This window comes from Saccharothrix australiensis (assembly GCF_003634935.1).
Taxonomy (GTDB): Bacteria; Actinomycetota; Actinomycetes; order Mycobacteriales; family Pseudonocardiaceae; genus Actinosynnema; species Actinosynnema australiense.
This window is the reverse complement of the sequence record NZ_RBXO01000001.1, coordinates 166,580-185,911: the sequence shown is the minus strand read 5'-3', so window position 1 is coordinate 185,911 and position 19,332 is coordinate 166,580. Positions and strand designations below refer to the sequence as shown.

Annotated in this window: 16 protein-coding genes; 6 read left to right on the top strand and 10 right to left on the bottom strand. The window is 70.3% G+C overall.

Features of this window, described 5'->3' with window-relative positions; genetic code table 11:
- Positions 1–338: 338 nt before the first annotated feature.
- The 7 genes from C8E97_RS00955 to C8E97_RS00925 form a co-directional block, all read right to left on the bottom strand.
- On the bottom strand, positions 339–1,244 hold the full coding sequence (locus C8E97_RS00955; RefSeq protein ID WP_121000741.1) for an ROK family protein: 906 nt from the start codon (positions 1,242–1,244) through the stop codon (positions 339–341).
- A gap of 34 nt (positions 1,245–1,278) precedes the next feature.
- Entirely contained in the window at positions 1,279–3,423 is a 2,145-nt protein-coding gene (locus C8E97_RS00950) for a translocation/assembly module TamB domain-containing protein (RefSeq protein ID WP_121000739.1), read from the bottom strand.
- Between the two features lie 120 nt (positions 3,424–3,543).
- Positions 3,544–4,326 carry an amino acid ABC transporter ATP-binding protein gene (locus tag C8E97_RS00945; RefSeq protein WP_121000737.1) on the bottom strand — a complete coding sequence of 261 codons (783 nt, stop codon included), beginning with the start codon at positions 4,324–4,326 and terminating at the stop codon, positions 3,544–3,546.
- Positions 4,327–4,330: 4 nt separating this feature from the next.
- Positions 4,331–5,143 (bottom strand): amino acid ABC transporter permease, encoded by an 813-nt coding sequence (locus tag C8E97_RS00940; RefSeq protein ID WP_121000735.1) that lies wholly within the window; start codon positions 5,141–5,143, stop codon positions 4,331–4,333.
- Positions 5,144–5,220: 77 nt separating this feature from the next.
- Entirely contained in the window at positions 5,221–6,033 is an 813-nt protein-coding gene (locus C8E97_RS00935) for a transporter substrate-binding domain-containing protein (RefSeq protein ID WP_121000733.1), read from the bottom strand.
- A 158-nt stretch (positions 6,034–6,191) separates the two neighbouring features.
- Positions 6,192–8,867 (bottom strand): MGH1-like glycoside hydrolase domain-containing protein, encoded by a 2,676-nt coding sequence (locus C8E97_RS00930; protein ID WP_246018588.1) that lies wholly within the window; start codon positions 8,865–8,867, stop codon positions 6,192–6,194.
- Positions 8,868–9,012: 145 nt separating this feature from the next.
- Positions 9,013–10,425 carry a M20/M25/M40 family metallo-hydrolase gene (locus C8E97_RS00925; RefSeq protein ID WP_121000729.1) on the bottom strand — a complete coding sequence of 471 codons (1,413 nt, stop codon included), beginning with the start codon at positions 10,423–10,425 and terminating at the stop codon, positions 9,013–9,015.
- 492 nt (positions 10,426–10,917) lie between these two features.
- On the opposite strand from C8E97_RS00925, the gene pdhA reads away from it, so the two are divergent.
- From pdhA to C8E97_RS00910, 3 genes are read left to right on the top strand one after another with little or no spacing between them, the layout of a single operon-like run.
- On the top strand, positions 10,918–12,111 hold the full coding sequence (gene pdhA / locus C8E97_RS00920) for a pyruvate dehydrogenase (acetyl-transferring) E1 component subunit alpha (protein ID WP_121000727.1): 1,194 nt from the start codon (positions 10,918–10,920) through the stop codon (positions 12,109–12,111).
- Positions 12,111–13,133 carry an alpha-ketoacid dehydrogenase subunit beta gene (locus C8E97_RS00915; protein WP_121000725.1) on the top strand — a complete coding sequence of 341 codons (1,023 nt, stop codon included), beginning with the start codon at positions 12,111–12,113 and terminating at the stop codon, positions 13,131–13,133. The genes pdhA and C8E97_RS00915 overlap by 1 nt, the downstream gene beginning before the upstream one ends.
- Positions 13,134–13,146: 13 nt before the next feature.
- Positions 13,147–14,577, top strand: coding sequence for a dihydrolipoamide acetyltransferase family protein (locus C8E97_RS00910; RefSeq protein WP_121000723.1), 1,431 nt, complete (start codon positions 13,147–13,149; stop codon positions 14,575–14,577).
- Here the strand turns inward: C8E97_RS00910 and C8E97_RS00905 are convergent.
- Positions 14,477–15,121: a hypothetical protein gene (locus C8E97_RS00905; RefSeq protein WP_121000721.1), complete on the bottom strand. Its 645-nt coding sequence runs from the start codon at positions 15,119–15,121 to the stop codon at positions 14,477–14,479. The two genes, C8E97_RS00910 and C8E97_RS00905, sit on opposite strands and share 101 nt — an antisense overlap.
- Before the next feature lie 74 nt (positions 15,122–15,195).
- On the opposite strand from C8E97_RS00905, the gene C8E97_RS00900 reads away from it, so the two are divergent.
- From C8E97_RS00900 to C8E97_RS34215, 3 genes are all read left to right on the top strand, one after another.
- A complete protein-coding gene (locus C8E97_RS00900; RefSeq protein ID WP_246018587.1) occupies positions 15,196–16,101 on the top strand; it encodes a MerR family transcriptional regulator in 906 nt (301 codons plus the stop codon).
- Between the two features lie 754 nt (positions 16,102–16,855).
- Positions 16,856–17,380: a DUF4365 domain-containing protein gene (locus tag C8E97_RS36755; RefSeq protein WP_121000717.1), complete on the top strand. Its 525-nt coding sequence runs from the start codon at positions 16,856–16,858 to the stop codon at positions 17,378–17,380.
- A gap of 191 nt (positions 17,381–17,571) precedes the next feature.
- Positions 17,572–18,537, top strand: coding sequence for a hypothetical protein (locus C8E97_RS34215; protein WP_211347317.1), 966 nt, complete (start codon positions 17,572–17,574; stop codon positions 18,535–18,537).
- Here C8E97_RS34215 and C8E97_RS36750 read toward each other — a convergent pair.
- Both C8E97_RS36750 and C8E97_RS35125 read right to left on the bottom strand, forming a co-directional pair.
- A complete protein-coding gene (locus C8E97_RS36750; protein WP_121000715.1) occupies positions 18,497–18,862 on the bottom strand; it encodes an HAD family hydrolase in 366 nt (121 codons plus the stop codon). The genes C8E97_RS34215 and C8E97_RS36750 overlap by 41 nt on opposite strands.
- 85 nt (positions 18,863–18,947) lie before the next feature.
- Entirely contained in the window at positions 18,948–19,301 is a 354-nt protein-coding gene (locus C8E97_RS35125; RefSeq protein ID WP_211346890.1) for a hypothetical protein, read from the bottom strand.
- Positions 19,302–19,332 lie beyond the last annotated feature (31 nt).

The window sequence follows — 19,332 nt, the reverse complement described above, 5'->3', positions numbered from 1 at the left end:
GAGCCTTCTGCCAGGGGACGGCCGGGACGCAACGCGCCGCCCGCCGAGCAACCTCCCCAGCCGATGGACTCGCGTGGCCCTCAGGTCCTTCGGTGACGGCTCTCGGCCCCGCCACTCGGCACGCTGGGCGGGTTGCCCTGCGGGCGGCGCGTCCGGTTGGCGGCCGTCCCCTGGCAGGGCATGGGTATTTCACCGATGATGTGGTCCCGTTGCGTGCTGTTCCCGGCTTGAGCCCGGACCTGCGTGCTCCGTGCGCGTGTTGAGTCCGTGGTTGCCCGTCTGCCGTCAAGCTGCTTCAAAAGACGAACCACGCAATGCTCTTGGCGCGCGTCGGAACGTTAAGACTGGAGCACCAGGGCCGCCGCGCCGACCAGCCCGGCCTGACCACCGAGCCGCGCGGGCTCGACGCGCAATCCGTCCACGAAGGACAGACCGCTGTGCGTGGCGATGGTGCGGCGGATCGGCTCGAACAGCAGCTCGCCGGCCTGCGCCACACCGCCGCCGACCACCGCCAGGTCGAGGTCGCACAGCGCCGCCGTCGCCGCGATGGCCAGCCCCACCGCGCGCCCCGCCCGCTCGAACGCCGCCCTCGGCAGCTCCTCACCGCTCAGCGCCGCCGCCGCGAGGTGCGCCGCGTCCGCGTGCTCCGGTCCCTGCCAGCCCTGCCGCCGCGCCCACGCCACCATGCGCGGCCCGCCCGCCACGGTCTCCGCGCAGCCCCGCCCGCCGCACGTGCAGTCCGCACCGTCCGGTTCCACGACGACGTGCCCGATGTGCCCGGCGTTGCCGGTGCGCCCGCCGAACGGCCGCCCGCCCAGCACGAGCCCACCGCCGACCCCCGTCGACACGACCAGCCCGACCATGAACCGGCTGCCGCGCCCCGCGCCCAGCCAGTGCTCGCCCAGCGCCATGCACGCGCCGTCACCCGCCAGCTCGACCGGCACGCCCGGCAGCAGCGCCGACACCCGGTCGCGCAGCGGGAACCCCCGCCAGGCCGGGACGTTGATCGGGCTCGCGGTGCCCGCGGCGGCGTCCACCGGACCCGCGCACGCGATGCCGACGCCCGCGACCGGCTCGCCGGCGAGCACCTGCTCGACGACGTCGACGACGGCCCGCCACGTCCGCTCGGCGTCCCCGGTCGGCGTCGCGACCCGCACCGCCCGCCGCACCCCGCCGCTCCGGTCCACCAGCCCACCGGCGACCTTGGTGCCGCCGATGTCCAGTGCCAGCACCGAGTCCGTCACACGAGCACCCTAGGTCACGCGGGCGGCGCGGCGGCTACCGCTTGAGCAGCCGCCCGAGGCCCGCCGCGACCGTCGTCGCCAGCACCCACCCCGTGACGATCAGCCCCGCCGCGATCCACTGCGAGACGCCGGAGGTCTGCCACCGGTTCTTGTTGCCCAGGTCCACGATCGGCACCACCAGGTCGATCGTGTAGAGCCACGCGTGCCACGAGAGGCGGTCGTCGGAGTTGATGACCTCCAGCGGCCCGGCCACGGTGAACCAGACGCTGCCCAGCACCCACGACACGACCAGCCACGCCAGCGCCCGCGCCGGCCGGTACCCGTAGCCCACCATGCTGCGCTGGAGCCAGCTCCACAGCAGCACCAGCGGTCGCAGCCAGCGCCTGCCCTCGGCCAGCGCCCGGAACCGCAGCCGCTGCTTCTCCACCAGCACGGTCGAGGCGTGCTCGTCGTTGCCGCACGCCCGCAGCATCTCGGCGAACTGGTCGTAGGGCCCCGGCCGGTAGGTGCGCCGCATGGCCTGCCGGAGCCACCGCAGGCGGCGGTCGACCTCGTCGTCGTCGCGCAGGTCGATGGGGTGGCGCAGCGAGTCGTAGCGGAACTCCTCCAGGTCGATCCAGCCCGTGGCGGCCCAGAACGCCTCGTTGTCGTCCAGCGACGTGCAGCGCACCTGGCGCAGCGTCACGTCGCCGCGCGGCGGGCTGATCGGCGTCAGCACCAGCTCCTGCACCTGGAGGCCGAGCAGGTTCAGCGCGTGGCTGTCCAGCTTGTCGCCGAGCACCGAGCCCGCGAAGTTCGCCATCCGCCCGACCTGCGCCCGCCGGGCCCGCACACCGCCGTGCGCGACGAACTCCTTCGCGCCGCGCGCGCAGATCAGGTCGCGGCCGATGACCGCGCCGCCGACGTCCAGCGACGGCTTGCCCGCCGCCATGTGCCGGTACCGGCCGGGTCGGGTGATGCGGCTGCCGCGCAGGTCGAGGTTCGCGCCGATGCGGACGCCGCGCAGCTCCACCCCGCCCGCCACCTCCACCTCGCGGAGGGTGAGGTTGCTGCCGATGTGCGAGCGGTTGCCCAGCACGGCGTCGGCGCGCGGGTTGTCCAGCCTGGACCCGTCGAGCGTGAGGCTGCCCTTGACCTGGAGGTCGACCATCCGCACCTGGCCGCGCACGTGGGCCCGCCGCCCGACGATGTCGCCGCCGATCCGCGCGCCGTCCAGGTGCAGGGCCCGGCCGTGGCCGGTCGGGTCGTTGTCCTCGGGCGCCTGGCGGGCGTCGAACCGGCCGCCGGACAGCGACAGCGTCCCGCCGAGCGCCGCGTTGACCATCCGGACGGTGCCCGCGCCGCTGAAACCGCGGTCCAGGTGCACGTCGCCGCCGACCGTGACGCGGTCCAGCACGACGGTCGACGTGGGGTCGGCGTGCGGGTCGAGCGCGGCTTCCTCCTCCTCGCGGCCGTCCGTCACCACCGCCGCGCGCAGCGTCAGCTCCGACTCGACCCGCGCGCTGGCCAGCAGGACCGTGCCGCGGATCGTGGTGTTGTTCAGCAGCAGGCTCCCGCCGACGTGGCAGTTCGTGGCCCGCACCGCGTAGCCCGCGGGGTTGTCGAGGGTGGCGCCCGTGAAGTTGCCGTAGCCGCCGACGTGGGCGCTGGCCAGCCGCAGCTCACCCGCGACGGACACCCGCTGGCCCAGCAGCGCGCCCGCCAGCTTCACGCGGTCCGCCTGGAGCGCCACGCCGCCCGGCGCGCGCAGGACGCTGTCGCGCAGCGACAGGGACGCGGCGATGTCGGCGTCGGTGAGGTCCACCAGGCCCTCGACGGTGCTGCCCGCGAGCGACACCTCGTTGGCGCTGTTGAGGTTGCGGGCCAGCAGGCCGGGCAGCCGGCACTCGGCGAACTCGATGCCGGCCAGCTTGCCCTGCCGCAGGTCGGGCGGCTCCTCGAACCGGCAGCGGACGAACTCCAGCAGGTAGTTCAGCTCCACCGCGCGCAGGTCGAGCGGTCCGGTGAGGAACTTGTCCGCGACCCGGATGACGGGCGGCACGTTCGGCTTCCGGCGGGGCAGCAGCCACCCGCCCTCGGCCTCCCCGAGCCCGCGCAGGACGTCCGCCGCCGGCATCCGGTAGGCGCGCGGAGGACTGGGGTCGAACACGTCCAGCCCCCGCGCGCCCGTCTCCGTCATGTGATCGACAATGGGGGTTCGGACGCCGTGCCCGCAAGGAAACGCGCCAAAACGCCGCCCATCCGGTGCCGAACCGCCCGGCCGCGCGCCCGGCGGGCGGTCCGGCGACCGCCCCGGCCGTCAGGCGCCGGGCCCCTGGTGGGTCGGGTTCAGCACGCGCGCCAGGAACGACTTCGTCCGCTCGTGCCGCGGGTCGCCGATGACCTGCTCCGCCGGGCCCTCCTCGACCACGAGCCCGCCGTCCACGAACAGCACCCGGTCGGCCACCTCGCGCGCGAACTGCATCTCGTGCGTCACCACGAGCATCGTCATCCCCTCGTCGGCGAGCTGCCGCATCACGCCCAGCACGTCGCCCACCAGTTCGGGGTCCAGCGCCGAGGTCGGCTCGTCGAACAGCATCACCGACGGCTCCATCGACAGCGCCCGCGCGATCGCCACCCGCTGCTGCTGCCCGCCGGACAGCTGCGCGGGCATGGCGTCGACCTTCTCCGACAGCCCGACGCGCTCCAGGTTGCGCAGCGCGATCCGCTGCGCCTCGTCGGGCGAGCGCTTGAGCACCTTGCGCTGCGCGACGGTCAGGTTGTTCAGGACGTTCAGGTGCGAGAACAGGTTGAAGCCCTGGAACACCATCCCGATGCCGGTCCGCGCCCGGTCGATGTCCACGTCCGGGTGGGTCAGCTCGACCCCGTTGACGACGATCCGGCCCGCGCTGGGCTCCTCCAGCAGGTTCACGCACCGCAGCAGCGTCGACTTGCCCGAGCCGGAGGGCCCGATGACGCACACCACGTCACCGCGCCGGACCGAGAGGTCGATGCCCTTGAGCACCTCCAGCGACCCGAACGACTTCGCCAGCCCGGTGATCTCGACGGCCAGGCCGTCCGGGGCCTCGGTTGCAGCGGTCATGGACCTACACCTCCGTCGATTCCGGCATGCGCACCTTGCGCCCGCCGGTGCGCCGCTCCAGGTACCGCGACAGGTGGCCCAGCGGCAACGTGATGAGCAGGTAGCACAGGCCGACCACCAGGATCGGGGTCAGCGACGGCGACCGGCTCAACGTCTCGCGGCCGAACTTGGTCAGCTCGTACTGCTCGCGCGCCAAGCCGATGATGTAGATCAGCGACGAGTCCTTGGTGAGCATGATCAGCTCGTTGGTCAGCGGCGGCAGGATGATCCGGAACGCCTGCGGTATCACGACCGTGACCAGCGTGCGGCCCTGCGACATGCCCAGCGAGCGGGCCGCCTCCAGCTGGCCCTTGGGCACCGCCTGGATGCCCGCGCGGATCGTCTCGGCCATGTAGGCGGCGCCGACGATGCCCAGCGCCAGCATCACCGTGGAGTAGATGTCGAACTGGATGCCGAACGCCAGCGGCACGCCGAAGCTGACCGCGATGAACACCAGCAGCGCGGGGATGCCGCGGAAGAACTCGATGTAGATGGTGGCCAGCCACCGGTACGGCGCGACCGGCGACAGCTTCATCAGCGCCAGCACCAGGCCGAGCAGCAGGCCGAACGCGAAGCCGAGCGCGGTGTAGATGACGGTGTTCTTCAACGCCACCGTGATGGCGCTGGGGAACATCGCCGCCGCGGTGTCGAGGTTGAAGAACGCGCGCTTGATCTCGCCCCAGTCGGCGAACAGCGCCAGGGCGGCGGCGGCCACGACCAGCAGCGCGTACTGGGCGCCCCGGAACACCTTCGCCCGTTGTCGCTTGGAGAGTGCCATGTCGATACCTCGCGGGGAGTGGGGACAAGGGGCGGGGCCGGCGCTGCGTCGAGCACCGGCCCCGCGGTGAAAGCCGACTACTTCTTCGGCGGCTTCTTGCCGAACCACTTCTCGTAGATGGTGTCGTACTCGCCGCTGTCCTTGGCCTTCTTGAGGACCGCGTCGACCTTCGCCTTGAGGGCGGTGTTGCCCTTCTTCATGCCGATGCCGTAGCGCTCGTTCGTGTCGAACTCGGCGGTGACCGCGGTGTCCGGGAACTCCTTGACGTAGTCCCGGAGCACGAGGTCGTCGTTGATGGCCGCCTCGACCGCGCCGGTGCGCACGGCGGTCTGCATCAGCGGCAGGTCCTCGAACTGGACGACGGTGTAGCCGAACTCGGCGGACTTCTCGTTGGCGTAGATCTCGCCGGTCGTCTCCAGCTGGACGCCGACCTTCTTGCCCCGGAGGTCACCGAGGCCCTTGACCGGCGAGTCCTTCTTCACCAGCAGCGCCTGCTTGGCGTCGAAGTACGGCTCGGAGAAGTCGATCGCCTCCGCGCGCTCCGGCTTGATCGTCATGCCGGCCGCCGCGAGGTCGCACTTGTTGGTGTTGAAGACCTCGCCGGAGGTGATGGTCTCGAACGGCGTGTCGAAGATCTCCTGCGCGACCCCGAGGTCCTTCGCCACCAGGTCCACCAGGTCGACGTCGAAGCCGACGGTCTTCTCGCCCTCGCTGAACTGGAAGGGCTTGTAGGACAGGTGGGTGCAGGTGACCAGCTTGCCGCTCTTGACGAGGCTGATGCCCGAACCACCGTCCGACGAGCCGGTGTTGACCTTGGTCGCGCACGCCGACGCGGCCAGCGCGAGCACGGGTAGCAGGGCGAGCGCTGCGTTCCTGGTACGACGGGCCACGGCGGGTCACTCCTCGTCACTGTGTCGGTCGAGTGCTCGGCATACTGCCACCTGGGTGACGTGGTGCACAGCACATCAGTGTTACAGCCCCGCCGCACGCATGAATCTTGCGTCACACGGTCGATTTGACTGAAAGATGTCCAGATGGTTGCGGTAGATCACACAATAGATGCACCCGGAGCGCCGGTTTGGCGACGATCCGTCAACAGGCTCGCGACCAGGGCCGTCCACCCGGTCTGGTGCGTGGCGCCCAGCCCCTCGCCCGTGTCGCCGTCGAAGTACTCGCTGAAGGTGATGTGCTCGCGCCACAGCGCCGAGTCGGTCGACTCGATCCGCTTGCCGTCCGCCGGCCGCCTGCCGTCGTGGTCCGGCAGGAACAGCGACACCAGCCGCCTGACCAGCTCGTCCGCCGCCTGGCCCGCCGTGAGGTGGCGCTGCGACCGGGTGGGAAGTTCCACGTGGAACCGACCGCCGTGGAAGGACTCGATCGTCCGCAGCGCCTCCACCAGCAGGGCGTTCGTGGGGAACCACACCGGCCCGCGCCAGTTCGAGTTGCCGCCGAACATCGGCGTGCGCGACTCGCCCGGCTCGTAGCCCATCCGGTGCTCCTGGTCGGCGACCTGCACCTCCAGGCCCTCCCGGTGCGCGGCCGACAGGCTGCGGATGCCGTGCGGCGACAGGAACTCGCCCTCGTCGAGCATCCGGCGCAGCACGCGGCGCAGCTTGGGCTCGTCCAGCAGGGACAGCAGCACGCGGCCCTCCCGCCGGGTGAGGAACTGCCCGAGCTCGGGGCGGCGCGCCAGCAGGTGCTCCAGCCGGCGGCCGAAGCCGGGCAGCTCCTCGAACACCCGAGGTTCGAGCACCGCGCACGCCAGCACCGGGATGAGGCCCACCATCGACCGCACCCGCACGGGCTGCGACTCGACCGTGCCGTCCGGCAGCCGGCGGGACACCACGTCGTAGCAGAAGCCGTCCGCCTCGTCCCAGATGCCGCGCCCGCCCGAACCGAACCGGGTGGACGCCTCGGCGATGCTCAGGAAGTGCTCCACGAACTTCGTGGCCACGTCCTCGTACGACTCGTCGTGCCGCGCCAGCTCCAGCGCCATCCGCATCAGGTGCAGGCTGTAGGCCGCCATCCAGGAGGTCGCGTCGGACTGCTCCAGCCGCCACTGGCCCAGCATCGGCTCGGACCGGTTGACCGGCCCGATGTTGTCCATGCCGAGGAAGCCGCCCTCGAACAGGTAGCTGCCATCGGCGTCCTTGCGGTTGACCCACCACGAGAAGTTCAGCAGCAGCTTGTGGAAGACCTTCGCCAGGAACTTTCGGTCCTCGTCGACCTGGTACACCTGCAACGCCGCCCACGCGTGCACCGGCGGGTTCACGTCGCCGAACTCCCACTCGTAGGCGGGGAGCTGGCCGTTGGGGTGCATCAGCCACTCGCGGCACAGCAGCAGGAGCTGCTCCTTCGCGAACGCCGGGTCCACCATCGCGAACGGCACCGTGTGGAACGCCAGGTCCCACGCCGCGAACCAGGGGTACTCCCACTCGTCCGGCATGGAGATCACGTCGGCGACGTCGAAGTGCTGCCAGTGCGCGTTCCGGGCGTGCGGCGAGCGCCGCGACTGCGGCGCGGCCGGCTGCGCCGGGTCGCCGTCCAGCCACTCCCTGGTGCGGAACCGGTAGTGCTGCTTGGTCCACATCAGACCCGCCAGGGCGCGCCGGACCACCTTGGCGCGCAACGGGTCCAGGTCGGTGCGGTGGAACTCGTCCGCCTCCGCGCGGCGGGCGTCCAGGGTGGACCGGAACGTCGGGCCGAACGCGTCGACGTGCCCGTCGCCCTCGACCAGCCGGAGCCGCACGGTGACCGACTCGCCGGGCTCCACCGGGTCGAACGAGTACCAGGCGGCGACCTTCGTGCCGGGCGCGCCCACGTCGTCCGGCCCGACGACCTGGCACGCGCCGGTGTCGCCGCGCACCACGTACCGGTCGATGCCGTCCTTGGTGAACCTGGTCGGGTTCGCGACCGCCCCGAACAGCTCCGCCTCGTTGGTCTCGTTGTCGGTGACGAGCAGCGTCGGCGAGCCCTCGACGTGCAGCGTGTACCGGCCGAGCGCGCCGTGCTCGGCGGTGACCCGCCGCCAGCCGTCCTTCGTGGACGCCTCCAGCGTCGGCCGGCGGTCGTCGCGCCCCCACGACCAGGTGTTGCGGAACCACAGCTGCGGCAGCAGGTGCAGCGGTGCCGGGGCCGGGCCGTGGTTGGTGGCCGTGACGTCGACGCAGATGTCGGTGGGCGACGCCTTGGCGTAGGTCACCTGGACGTCGAAGAACCGGTTGTCGTCCAGCACGCCCGTGTCGGACAGCTCCGGCTCGCGGGCCTGCCGCCCGGCGCGGGCGGCCATCTCGCGCAGCTCGCGGTAGGGGAACTCGGCCTGCGGGTACCGGTAGACCACCTGCATCCACGAGTGGGTCGGCGTGCCGTCGGTCACCCACCAGTGCTCTTTGACGTCCTCACCGTGGTTGCCCTCGTCGTTGGTCAGGCCGAAGTACCGCTCCTTGAGGATCGGGTCGCGGCCGTTCCACAGCGCGAGCGCGAGGTTGAGGAAGCCGTGCACGTCGCAGATGCCCGCGATGCCGTCCTCGCCCCACCGGTAGGCGCGCGAGCGCGCGTGGTCGAACGGGAAGGAGCGCCAGGCGGCGCCGCTCGCCGAGTAGTCCTCGCGGACCGTGCCCCACTGCCGTCCGGCCAGGTAGGGACCCCAGCGGCGCCAGGGCGCGGTGGGTGCGTCGGCTTCACCCAACCGCGCCCGTTCCGCCTGCTGCCGGTGCTCGTTCACTGGGCCAGTGTGCGGCATCGATCCAGTAAAGCGGTTACCGACGGGTCAGGGGCACACCCCACCGGGTGCAGCGCACTTCCGGGTGTACCCGGCGCCGTGGCGGGTATGCACCCTGAGCTGCGGGAACCCGGTCGGGTGCGCCGCCTCACCGGCGGGTGTGCGCGTCCAGCACCACCGCCACGGCCTCGGTCACCCGCGCGGCGTGCGCGAGGTGCAGCCACTCGTCCGGCACGTGGCAGTTGCTGTCCGGCCCGACCGCGCCCGTCACCAGGAACTGCGCGTCCGGGTACGCCTCGTGCAGCAGCCCCATGAACGGGATCGAGCCGCCCAGCGACACGGTCCGCCACGGCGCGTCGAACACGTCCTCGCCGACGCGGTCCAGCGTGTCCCGCAGCCACGGCGCGAGTTCCGGCGCGTTCCAGCCGTCGGCGTGCTCGACCCGGCTCAGCTCGACCACCGCGCCGTAGGGCACGTCCGTGGTCAGCCGCTGCCGCACGGCCTCGACGGACGCCGCGGCGTCGGCGGTCGGCGGCAGCCGGAAGCTCAGCACGAGCGTCGTGAACGGCCGGAGCACGTTGCCCGCGTCGTCCGGCGCGGGCAGGCCGTCCGCGCCGGTGACCGACAGCGTGGGCCGCCAGCCCGCGTTCAGCGCCAGCTCGACCTCGTCCGAGGCGACCGGCCGCGTGCCCGCCGCCCACGGCACCGTGCCGACCTGGACGCCCGGCGCGCTGGCGACGGCCTGGCGCACCTCGGCGACCCGGTTCGCGGGCACCTCGACGTGCATCTCGGGGATCAGCACCTCGCCGGTCGCGGAGTCCTCCAGCCGGTCCAGCAGCCGCCGGGCGATCCGGAACGAGCTCGGCACGATGCCGCTGGCCATGCCCGAGTGCATGCCGCTCTCCAGCACCCGCACGGTCATCGTCACCTGCACCAGCCCGCGCAGCGACGTGGTCAGCCACATCCGGTCGTAGTCGCTGCCGCCCGAGTCCAGGCACACCACCAGCGACACGTCGCCGAGCCGGGGCCGCAGGTGCTCCAGGTAGGCGGGCAGGTCCGGGCTGCCGGACTCCTCGCCGGTCTCCAGCAGCACGACGCACCGGGCGTGCTCGCCGCCCGCCGCGCGCACCGCCTCGACGGCCGCGATCGCCGCGTAACCCGAGTAGCCGTCGTCGGCCGCGCCCCGGCCGTAGAGCCGCCCGTCGCGCACGACCGGCGTCCACGGGCCCAGGCCCTCGGACCAGTTCGCCACCGGCGGCTGCTTGTCCAGGTGGCCGTAGAGCAGCACGGTGTCCGTCGTCGCGCCCGTGGCGGGCACGTCGACCAGCAGCAGCGGCGTGCGGCCCGCCAGCCGCACCACCTCGATCGTGGCGCCGGGGAGGTCGCGGTCGGCGAGCCAGGCCCGCACGTGCTCGACGGCGGCGGCGAGGTGGCCGTGCTCCTCCCAGGCCGGGTCGAACGCGGGTGAGATCGCGGGCACCGCGACCAGATCGGACAGGCTCGGGAGGATGTCGTCGTCCCAGAGGCCGCGGACGGTACGGGTCAGCGCTGAACGGTCCATGCCCGCAACTTAAATGCCCCGCGTCCGGCGGATCGCCGCGACCTGCCCTCGGGACCCGGCGGACCGGGCGTACCGGGTCGTGGAAATCCCGCGCGACGCCGACAGTCGGGCGTCCACCCGTGCCGGGCGCGCCGGCCGGGCGAACGGGCTGGTCGGCCGAGCGGCGCTGCGCCGACCGGCCGCGCCCACCGGAGCGGGGACCGGGTTAACGATCGGTAACCGGGACACGGGTGTCCGTCCCCCGAACGCCTCAGTCGGACTGCCGAAGATTGGCCATCCTATCGTTACCGCTGTTCAGGCGGGTGCCGGGAAGATGACGAAGTGGGACGGGGCTCACCATCACGGGTGAACGCGTGTCAGGATGTGGATGAGAACACCGTCAGCGCCGACGGTTGTCCGACCTCCCTCACCAGGGTGGCGGCGACTGGCGGTGCCGCCGCGCATGGTCGTCACGAGCGACTTGGCGGCCTCGAAGACGAGGAGTAAGGCGCAATGTCGTCCCCTGAGAAATGGACGCACCCGGGGCCGGACAGCCCGCCGGCCACCGCCGCCGCACCGACCGCGGCACAGGTGATCGCGGGCCTGCGAGCGACCGACGAGGGCGGCGCCGACCTGGTGCAGCTGCTCACCCCCGAGGGCGAGCGGGTCCGGCACCCCGACTTCGACATCGACATCACGGCCGACGAGCTGCGCGGGCTCTACCGCGACATGGTCCTCGTGCGGCGGATCGACCGCGAGGCGAACGCGCTCCAGCGCAAGGGCGAGCTGGGCCTGTGGGTGCCGCTGCTCGGCCAGGAGGCCGCGCAGATCGGCGCGGGCCGGGCGCTCAAGCCGATGGACATGGCGTTCCCGAGCTACCGCGAGCACGGCGTGGCCTGGTGCCGGGGCGTCCAGCCGGGCCAGATCCTGAGCATGTTCCGGGGCACCGACAACGGCTCCTGGGACCCGGTGGAGCACCGGTTCCACCCGTACACGATCGTCATCGGCAACCAGGTCCTCAACGCCGCCGGCTACGCGATGGGCCAGAAGTTCGACGGCAAGGTGGGCGACGCCGACAGCGAGGCCACGATGGTCTTCTTCGGCGACGGCGCGACCAGCCAGGGCGACGTGCACGAGGGCTTCGTGTGGGCGGCCGTGTACGACGCGCCCCTCGTCTTCTTCTGCCAGAACAACCAGTGGGCCATCTCCGAGCCCACCGAGCGCCAGTCCCGCCTGCCGCTGTACCAGCGGGCGCGCGGCTACGGCTTCCCCGGCATCCGGGTCGACGGGAACGACGTGCTGGCGTCGCTCGCCGTGTCCCGCTGGGCGCTGGAGGAGTGCCGCCAGGGCAACGGCCCGATCCTGATCGAGGCGTTCACCTACCGGATGGACGCGCACACCACGTCCGACGACCCGTCCCGCTACCGGCTGTCCGACGAGCTGGAGCTGTGGAAGCTGAAGGACCCGATCGAGCGGGTGAAGGTGCACCTGGTCAAGCAGCAGTGGGCCGACCAGGCGTTCTTCGACTCCGTCGAGGCCGACGCCGAGGAGCTCGCGATCGGGATGCGCGAGTACTGCGTCAACCTGCCGACGCCGCCCGCGTCGCGGATCTTCAGCCAGGTCTACGCCGAGGCCAACCCCGTGCTGGACGCCCAGCGCGACGAGTTCCTGGCCTACCAGGCCGGTTTCGCGGGAGGTGAGCACTGATGGCTGCTCCGACGGTGGACCGACCCACGTCCGCGGCGCCCGCCGCGAAGCAGACGCTGACCATCGCCAAGGCCATCAACACCGGCCTGCGCGCGGCGATGGAGGCCGACCCCAAGGTCCTCGTGATGGGTGAGGACGTCGGCAAGCTCGGCGGCGTCTTCCGCATCACCGACGGCCTCCAGAAGGACTTCGGCGAGCAGCGCGTCCTCGACACGCCGCTGGCGGAGTCCGGCATCATCGGCACGGCGGTCGGCCTCGCGATCCGCGGCTACCGGCCCGTGTGCGAGATCCAGTTCGAGGGCTTCATCTTCCCCGGCTTCGACCAGATCGTCAGCCAGGTCGCGAAGCTCCACTTCCGCACCCAGGGCAGGATCAAGCTGCCGATGGTGATCCGGGTGCCGTTCGGCGGCGGCATCGGCGCGGTCGAGCACCACTCCGAGTCGCCCGAGTCGTACTTCGCGCACACCGCCGGCCTGAAGGTCGTGTCGTGCTCGAACCCGGCCGACGCGTACTGGATGATCCAGCAGGCGATCAGGTGCGACGACCCGGTGCTGTTCTTCGAGCCCAAGCGCCGCTACTACGAGAAGGGCGAGGTCGACACCACGGCCGCGCCCGGCCCGCTGTTCGCGTCGAGGGTGCTGCGCACCGGCGCGGACGCGACCCTGGTGGCCTACGGCCCGATGGTCCGCACCGCACTGGACGCCGCGGCGGCGGCCGAGGAGGAGGGCCGCTCGCTGGAGGTCGTCGACCTGCGCACGCTGTCCCCGCTGGACCTGGCCCCGGTGTACGAGTCGGTGCGGCGCACCGGGCGGCTGGTCGTGGTGACCGAGGCGCCCAGCGAGTCGTCCATCTCCAGCGAGATCGCGGCGAAGGTGCAGCAGGAGTGCTTCTACTCCCTGGAAGCGCCGGTGCTGCGGGTGACCGGCTTCGACACGCCGTACCCGCCGTCGAAGCTGGAGGAGGAGTTCCTCCCCGACCTCGACCGGGTGCTGCACGCCGTCGACCGCTCACTGGCCTGGTAAGGGGACACCGGGAATGCCGCAGTTCAAGCAGTTCCCCCTGCCCGACACGGCGGAGGGGCTGACCGAGGCCGAGATCCTGACCTGGCACGTGGGTCCGGGTGACGCGGTCAAGGTCAACGACATCATCGTGGAGATCGAGACCGCCAAGGCGGCGGTCGAGCTGCCGTGCCCGTGGGACGGCGTGGTGACCGAGCTGCTGGTCGAGGTGGGGCAGACGGTCGAGGTCGGCGCGCCGATCATCACCATCGACGTCGACCCGACCGGGGCGGCGGGCGCGCCGGCGACGAACGGCGCGCCCGCGCCCGCGAAGGGCGCCGAGGACGAGGGCCGGGTCGCCAACCTGGTCGGGTACGGGCCGAAGACGGGTCCGGCGAAGCGCCGCGCCCGCAAGGACGCGCCCGCGCCCGCCCCGGTGGCCGCGACCCCGGCCCCGGTGGCGCCGCCCGCGCCGGCCGTGGCACCGGCACCGGCGGCTGCGGTCGCACCGCCCCGGCCCGCCCCGGTGGCGCGGCAGGCGACGGCTCCGGACCCGGTCACCCCGGCTCCGGTCACCCCGGCTCCGGGCGGCTACGTGCCGCTGGCCAAGCCGCCGGTCCGCAAGCTGGCCAAGGACCTGGGCGTCGACCTGCACGGCCTGACCGGCAGCGGCCCCGGCGGCGTGATCACGCGCGAGGACGTGGAAGCGGCCCTCGCGGGTGCGCCCGAGCCGTCGACCGCGCCCACCGCGTCCACTGTGGACGGTGGGGCGCGTGAGCGGCGGGTGCCCATCAAGGGCGTCCGCAAGGCGACCGCGCAGGCGATGGTGGACAGCGCCTTCACCGCGCCGCACGTCACGGAGTTCCTGACCGTCGACGTGACCCCGATGATGGAGCTGCGCGCGCGGTTGAAGAACGCGCCCGAGTTCCGGGACGTCAAGCTGACGCCGCTGGCGTTCGCGGCGAAGGCCGTGGTGCTGGCGGCCCGCCGCACCCCCGACGTGAACGCGACGTGGGACGCGGCGGCCGGCGAGATCGTCTACAAGGACTACGTCCACCTGGGCATCGCGGCGGCCACGCCGCGCGGCCTGGTGGTGCCGAAGGTCCGGGACGCCGACCGGATGTCGTTGCGGGAGTTGGCGATCGCGCTCGACGAGCTGGCCACGGTCGCCCGCGAGGGCAGGACGCCACCGGCGGACATGCTCAACGGCACCATCACCATCACCAACGTCGGCGTCTTCGGCGTCGACACCGGCACGCCGATCATCAACCCCGGCGAGTCGGCGATCCTCGCCCTGGGCGCGATCCGGGACATGCCGTGGGTGGTCGACGGCCAGGTGGTGCCGCGCAAGGTGTGCCAGCTGGCGCTCAGCTTCGACCACCGCGTGGTCGACGGCCAGCAGGGCTCGCGGTTCCTGGCCGACGTCGGCGCGCTGCTGGCCGACCCCGGTGTGGCGATGACGTACTGAGCCCCACCCCGTCGACGGGTCGGCCGGCTCCGGTCGGCCGGCCCGCCGCATCGCCCGGAGCCCGGCGGCGAACGCGTCGGGCGACACGTCCGCCGCGCTCAGCCCGGCGTAGGTGGCCGCGACCTCGTCGGCTGCCGGTGAAGCGGACCGTGCGCTCGGTGCGGTCGTCCTCCGGGTAGGGCGCGCGCAGGTACCCGCAGAGGACGTCCACCACCGCCAGGCCGATCTTCAGCAGGTCCGGCAGCTCGGCCGTGGTGAAGCTCGCGCCGGACGGCAGCGCGGGCCTGCCCAACAGCCAGAACAGGCCGAACCCGGTGACACCCGCCAGCACGACGGCCAGCAGCAGCCACCGCGCCACCGCCCAGCCCATCGACCCGCGCGCACCGTCGACCGCGCTGCGCGGCGCCGGCTCCTCCTCGTCCTCGGCGTCCTGCCCGGACCACACCAGGAACGCGGACCGCGCCAGCCGCCAGACCACGAGGAAGGCGAGGAGGGCGAGCAGGGCGGGCCCGTACGCGTCGATCAGCTCCCGCACCCCGTGCACGACGGGACATGCTGCCCGATCATCGCGTTAATCGGGTTGAAGTTCCAGCGACTGGAGAGTCCAAGGTGGTCCCCGTGACGCACTACTCGATCGGCGACCTGGCGCGGATGACCGGGCTGTCCACCAGGACGATCCGGTTCTACTCCGACTCCGGTCTGGTCCCCGTGGCGGGGCGGACCGCGGGCGGGTTCCGCACCTACGACGTCGACGGGCTGGCGCGGCTCAAGCTCGTGCGGACGCTGCGCGACCTCGGGGTGGACCTGCCCACGGCGCAACGCGTCCTCGCGCGGGAGGTGTCCGTCGCCGACGTGGCGCGGACGCACGCGGACGCCATCGACGCGCAGTTGCGCACGCTCCGGCTGCGCCGGGCCGTGCTGCGGGTCGTGGCGCGGAACGGGGAGGTGGAAGCGGTGCACGAATTGGCGCGGCTGTCGGAGGAGGAGCGGCAGGCGATCCTGGACGACTTCTTCGACGAGGTGTTCGGGGGGCTGGAGCTGGACCCGGCCTTCCGCGACCGGATGCGCTCGGTGCGCGTGGAGCTGCCGGACGACCCGACGGCCGAGCAGTTGGAGGCGTGGGTCGAGCTGGCGAACCTGGTGCGCGACGAGGACTTCCGGGCGTCGATCCGGCGGATGTCGGAGCGGCACCAGGAGATGCGGGCGCAGGGCGCGGACCTGTCCACGGGCGGCACGCCGGAACAGCTTGAGGCGTTCCAACACGTCATGTCCCGCGCCCGCGCGGCACTGGACGCGGGCGTGCCGCCGGCGTCGGAGGAGGCGCGGCGGATCGTCGAGGAGATCAACGAGCGGTGGGGCGACGTCCTGGCGGTCCGCGTCGGCCCGGAGCTGTCCCGGTGGTTGGCGGAGTTCGGTGACCCGCGGGCGGAGCGCTACTGGTCGTTGCTGGCGGTCATCAACGGCTGGCCGCCGGTGCCGGACACGACGGCGGAACGGGCGTGGCTGGCGGAAGCCGGCCGCTGACCTCAGGTCGGGCCGAGCGCACGGCAGGCAGCACGCCGACCGGACCGCGGTCGGTTGACGCGACACGGTGGGCGGGGGTCGTCCGCGTCCTGAACGACCCCCGCCCACCGGGGCCCGGTCACCTGATGTGGAGCCCGGAAATGGCCCTGGCCACCACCAACCGCTGGATCTCCGACGTCCCCTCGAAAATGGTGAAGATTTGCGCCGGGTCTGGGCGGACCTGGCGCTTCGGCGTGGAATGGCGGCCTGACCTGCGCATACCTGGTCAACGTTCGTCGTTATTGATCAACCCTCTCCGACACCTCACGGCCTGGAGACGGCCTGGCGGCTGATCTCCACGAAGGGCGTCGCTGCGGCTAGCTGTGCCTTACGCACGGCCGGCTGAGCGACGCCCTTCACGCATCCTGCGCCTGGTGCTGTTGCCGAGTGGCCTTCCCGTTGGCAAGGCGGCGAAGCCGTCGCGGCAGCCGAACGCCGCGCCCAGCGCTGCCAACCGCCATGACCGCGCGATCGTCCCGAGTCGGGCCGCTGGGAGCTGCTGTAGGTCAGGCACCCGCCGCTGTGGTGCGCCGCCGTGCCAGCCTGGTGCACCGACTCCGCGCGCGGCCGACGGGCGGAGCGAAGCCGGCGCGCCTTGATCCCATAGAGCCAAGTTCTGCAACACAGACGACCCGCTGAGCGATGGTCCGGTAAGCACCGTGAACCACCTGTCCGGAGGATTTCACTTCGGACGGTATCGACGGAGGATGAACCGATGTTAGCTGCGGGGGATGGCAACGCTGTCGTTGCGACGCTGCACGATAGTGCGGCGAAGGCTCGGTATGGTGTCGCATACGTCAGATCCATATGCAGCCAAGCTGGCATCGGTTTCATCGAGACCTCGCCCGACGAAGACGTACTGGCCGTCGATGGCGAGATACAATATCTTCCGGCCTCGGCACGCGTGCAGGTTAAATGCACCTCCAAGTTCACGATTGCGGGAAATTCTGCTAGTTGGCCCTGTGACGTCTCCTGGCGGCAGAAGTGGAGCGCGGCTCAGGTTCCAGTCTATGTAGTACTTGTGATACTCGAGCACGACTTGAACACGGAATGGATTGCCCATCCAGCGATTGGGACTGATCACCGGTCGGCTGCTTTCTGGGTCCGTGTTAACACTGGAATCGTAACTGACAGGATAAGCATTCCTAAGGCGCAAAGATTTACTGCAGAAACTCTGACTGAGTGGCATAAGGACGTTGTCGCATGCTTTACTCCTGCTGAGCAGGGAATGACGGCATGAGGGGGCAATACGCGGTCCCTAGTCTAAGTGAGATCCGGACCTTTCTGAGCTACGAAGGCTGGCAAGAGAGTCCTCCTGGTCCGGCAGGCAGCCTGTGGGTACGGGACGGTCGATCCATTGCGGTTCCCTCTAACGACGACCCTGACTTCCGCGTCGGGATAGTCGAGCGACTGGCGTCATTCCGTGAAACTGTGCCCGAACGGCTCTCGGAGAAGATTCGATACTATCGAACCGATGTCACGGATTTTCGAGCAGTGGTCGACACGCGAAGCAGTGATTCGATTCCGCTCGATACGGCGTCGGCGATGATGAAGTCTGCAAGAATGATGCTTCGAAGTGCGGCTAGTACGTCACTCCGGCCCCAGGGTGACCTACGTGGAAATTATTCCCGACTTAGCTATGAGATAGTTCGTGGCGCTCGTATGGGCCACACTAAGAACGGTTCTTTCATCATTCCTGTACTGGTTCCACTATCAGAGGTTCCAAGTAAGACCGAGAGTCAGGTCGCCCTTCTCGATGTCGATAAGAGAACGCCAGAACCGCTTGAGCGGCGCGCGGTCCGGACTCTGGCACAGTCGTTGGCGGCTATCCAACAGCTTATTATTGAGCCAGCGGTGGAGCCGTCTATCGATGTTTTGTATTCCGCCGTCGAGGTCGGCGTGAGTCGAGAGCTGTGCAGGGCGGTAAGTAACGTGCTCGCACAGCCTGCGCTTGCTGAACTCGAAACGATATTCACATGGGCTGATGCGGTACGCACGCCAACCAATATTCCGAAACGCGTCGAGCTCCCTGTCGAGGCGCAGGAGGTTGTGCAAACCGCAGCAAGAAAACTTCAGGAAAACCGGATCGAGCCACCGCGAACTTTCACCGGACCGATTGTGGCTCTGCGTCACGAAGATCCTGACCCGGATGGGTACATTACTATTGCTACCGTGCGGGACGGCAGGCATGCAGAAATCACCATTCGATTGCCGTATCCGCGTTACCGGATGGCAGTAGACTGGCATAAACAAGCTCGGACAATAATCGCAGAAGGTGAGGTTGGGCGCGACCGGGGTCACTTGACGATCTCGCAACCGTCGAGATGTCACCCAGTAGACGAGTTGTACCTCAGCTTCACTGAAGATGGCGACTCGCAGGAAGGAATCGATCCATAGAAGTCACCATCGCGTCAGGCATCTTGGATGCAAGGGTCGCCAGTTTGGCTGCCTTATTCGCGAACGCGACCGACTTCACACTCGATCGTTTAGCGGCCTGTATGTCGGTTGTCGAGTCACCCACGAATGTGCACCTCGACAGACTAACCCCGACACCTTTGATCGCCTTGTCGAGTAGGTGTGGAGCGGGCTTCAGCTTTGATGGATCGGCGGTGTCGCGTGCGGCGATAAAGTCGACGTACTCGCCGAGTTCGTGGAGTCGGACATATGCCTCGATTGCGGAACGACTGTTGTTGCTCACAATTCCTATGGCGCGGCCAAGCATCGAGTGTTGACGGATAACCTCGTGTGCCCCGTAGTAGGCTCTGCGAGTCGTACGGCTTCCATCTCATGAGCTCTCAGTGCAGCTTCTACGTAGGTTGCCTCTTGATAGCCTTTGACTGCAGCGAAACGGAATATTTCGAAAGGTCGTCAGTCTTCTCAACCTCAAGTGGCAGCGCGGTGTGACTTCCATCTTTGAGGACATCACGCAGTTGAGCAGCCACAAGGTGAGCGGGTATCCCGGCGAAGACGGAGCAGACAGGACCGTCGAAGTCGAGGAACAGCGCGTCGGTGGTCGCTAGGATGCCGCGCAAGACCTCGGGGTCGTCCACCGACACGCGATTTGTGGTCACCGCTTGTACATCGACCGGGGAAGCGATGGTGATCAACGTCCAGCGGCAGGTCAGGCTGATCGACCGCGTGGCGGTGTTCTCGCTGCCCAAGCGCAACTAGGAGCGCCAAGTGCCGCTGTCG

Coding starts and splice junctions, on each gene's coding strand:
- C8E97_RS00950 (WP_121000739.1), bottom strand. CDS start 3,423: ATGACGGAGACGGGCGCGCGGGGGCTGGACGTGTTCGACCCCAGTCCT.
- C8E97_RS00945 (WP_121000737.1), bottom strand. CDS start 4,326: ATGACCGCTGCAACCGAGGCCCCGGACGGCCTGGCCGTCGAGATCACC.
- C8E97_RS00940 (WP_121000735.1), bottom strand. CDS start 5,143: ATGGCACTCTCCAAGCGACAACGGGCGAAGGTGTTCCGGGGCGCCCAG.
- C8E97_RS00925 (WP_121000729.1), bottom strand. CDS start 10,425: ATGGACCGTTCAGCGCTGACCCGTACCGTCCGCGGCCTCTGGGACGAC.
- pdhA (WP_121000727.1), top strand. CDS start 10,918: ATGTCGTCCCCTGAGAAATGGACGCACCCGGGGCCGGACAGCCCGCCG.
- C8E97_RS00915 (WP_121000725.1), top strand. CDS start 12,111: ATGGCTGCTCCGACGGTGGACCGACCCACGTCCGCGGCGCCCGCCGCG.
- C8E97_RS00910 (WP_121000723.1), top strand. CDS start 13,147: ATGCCGCAGTTCAAGCAGTTCCCCCTGCCCGACACGGCGGAGGGGCTG.
- C8E97_RS36755 (WP_121000717.1), top strand. CDS start 16,856: ATGTTAGCTGCGGGGGATGGCAACGCTGTCGTTGCGACGCTGCACGAT.
- C8E97_RS36750 (WP_121000715.1), bottom strand. CDS start 18,862: ATGCTTGGCCGCGCCATAGGAATTGTGAGCAACAACAGTCGTTCCGCA.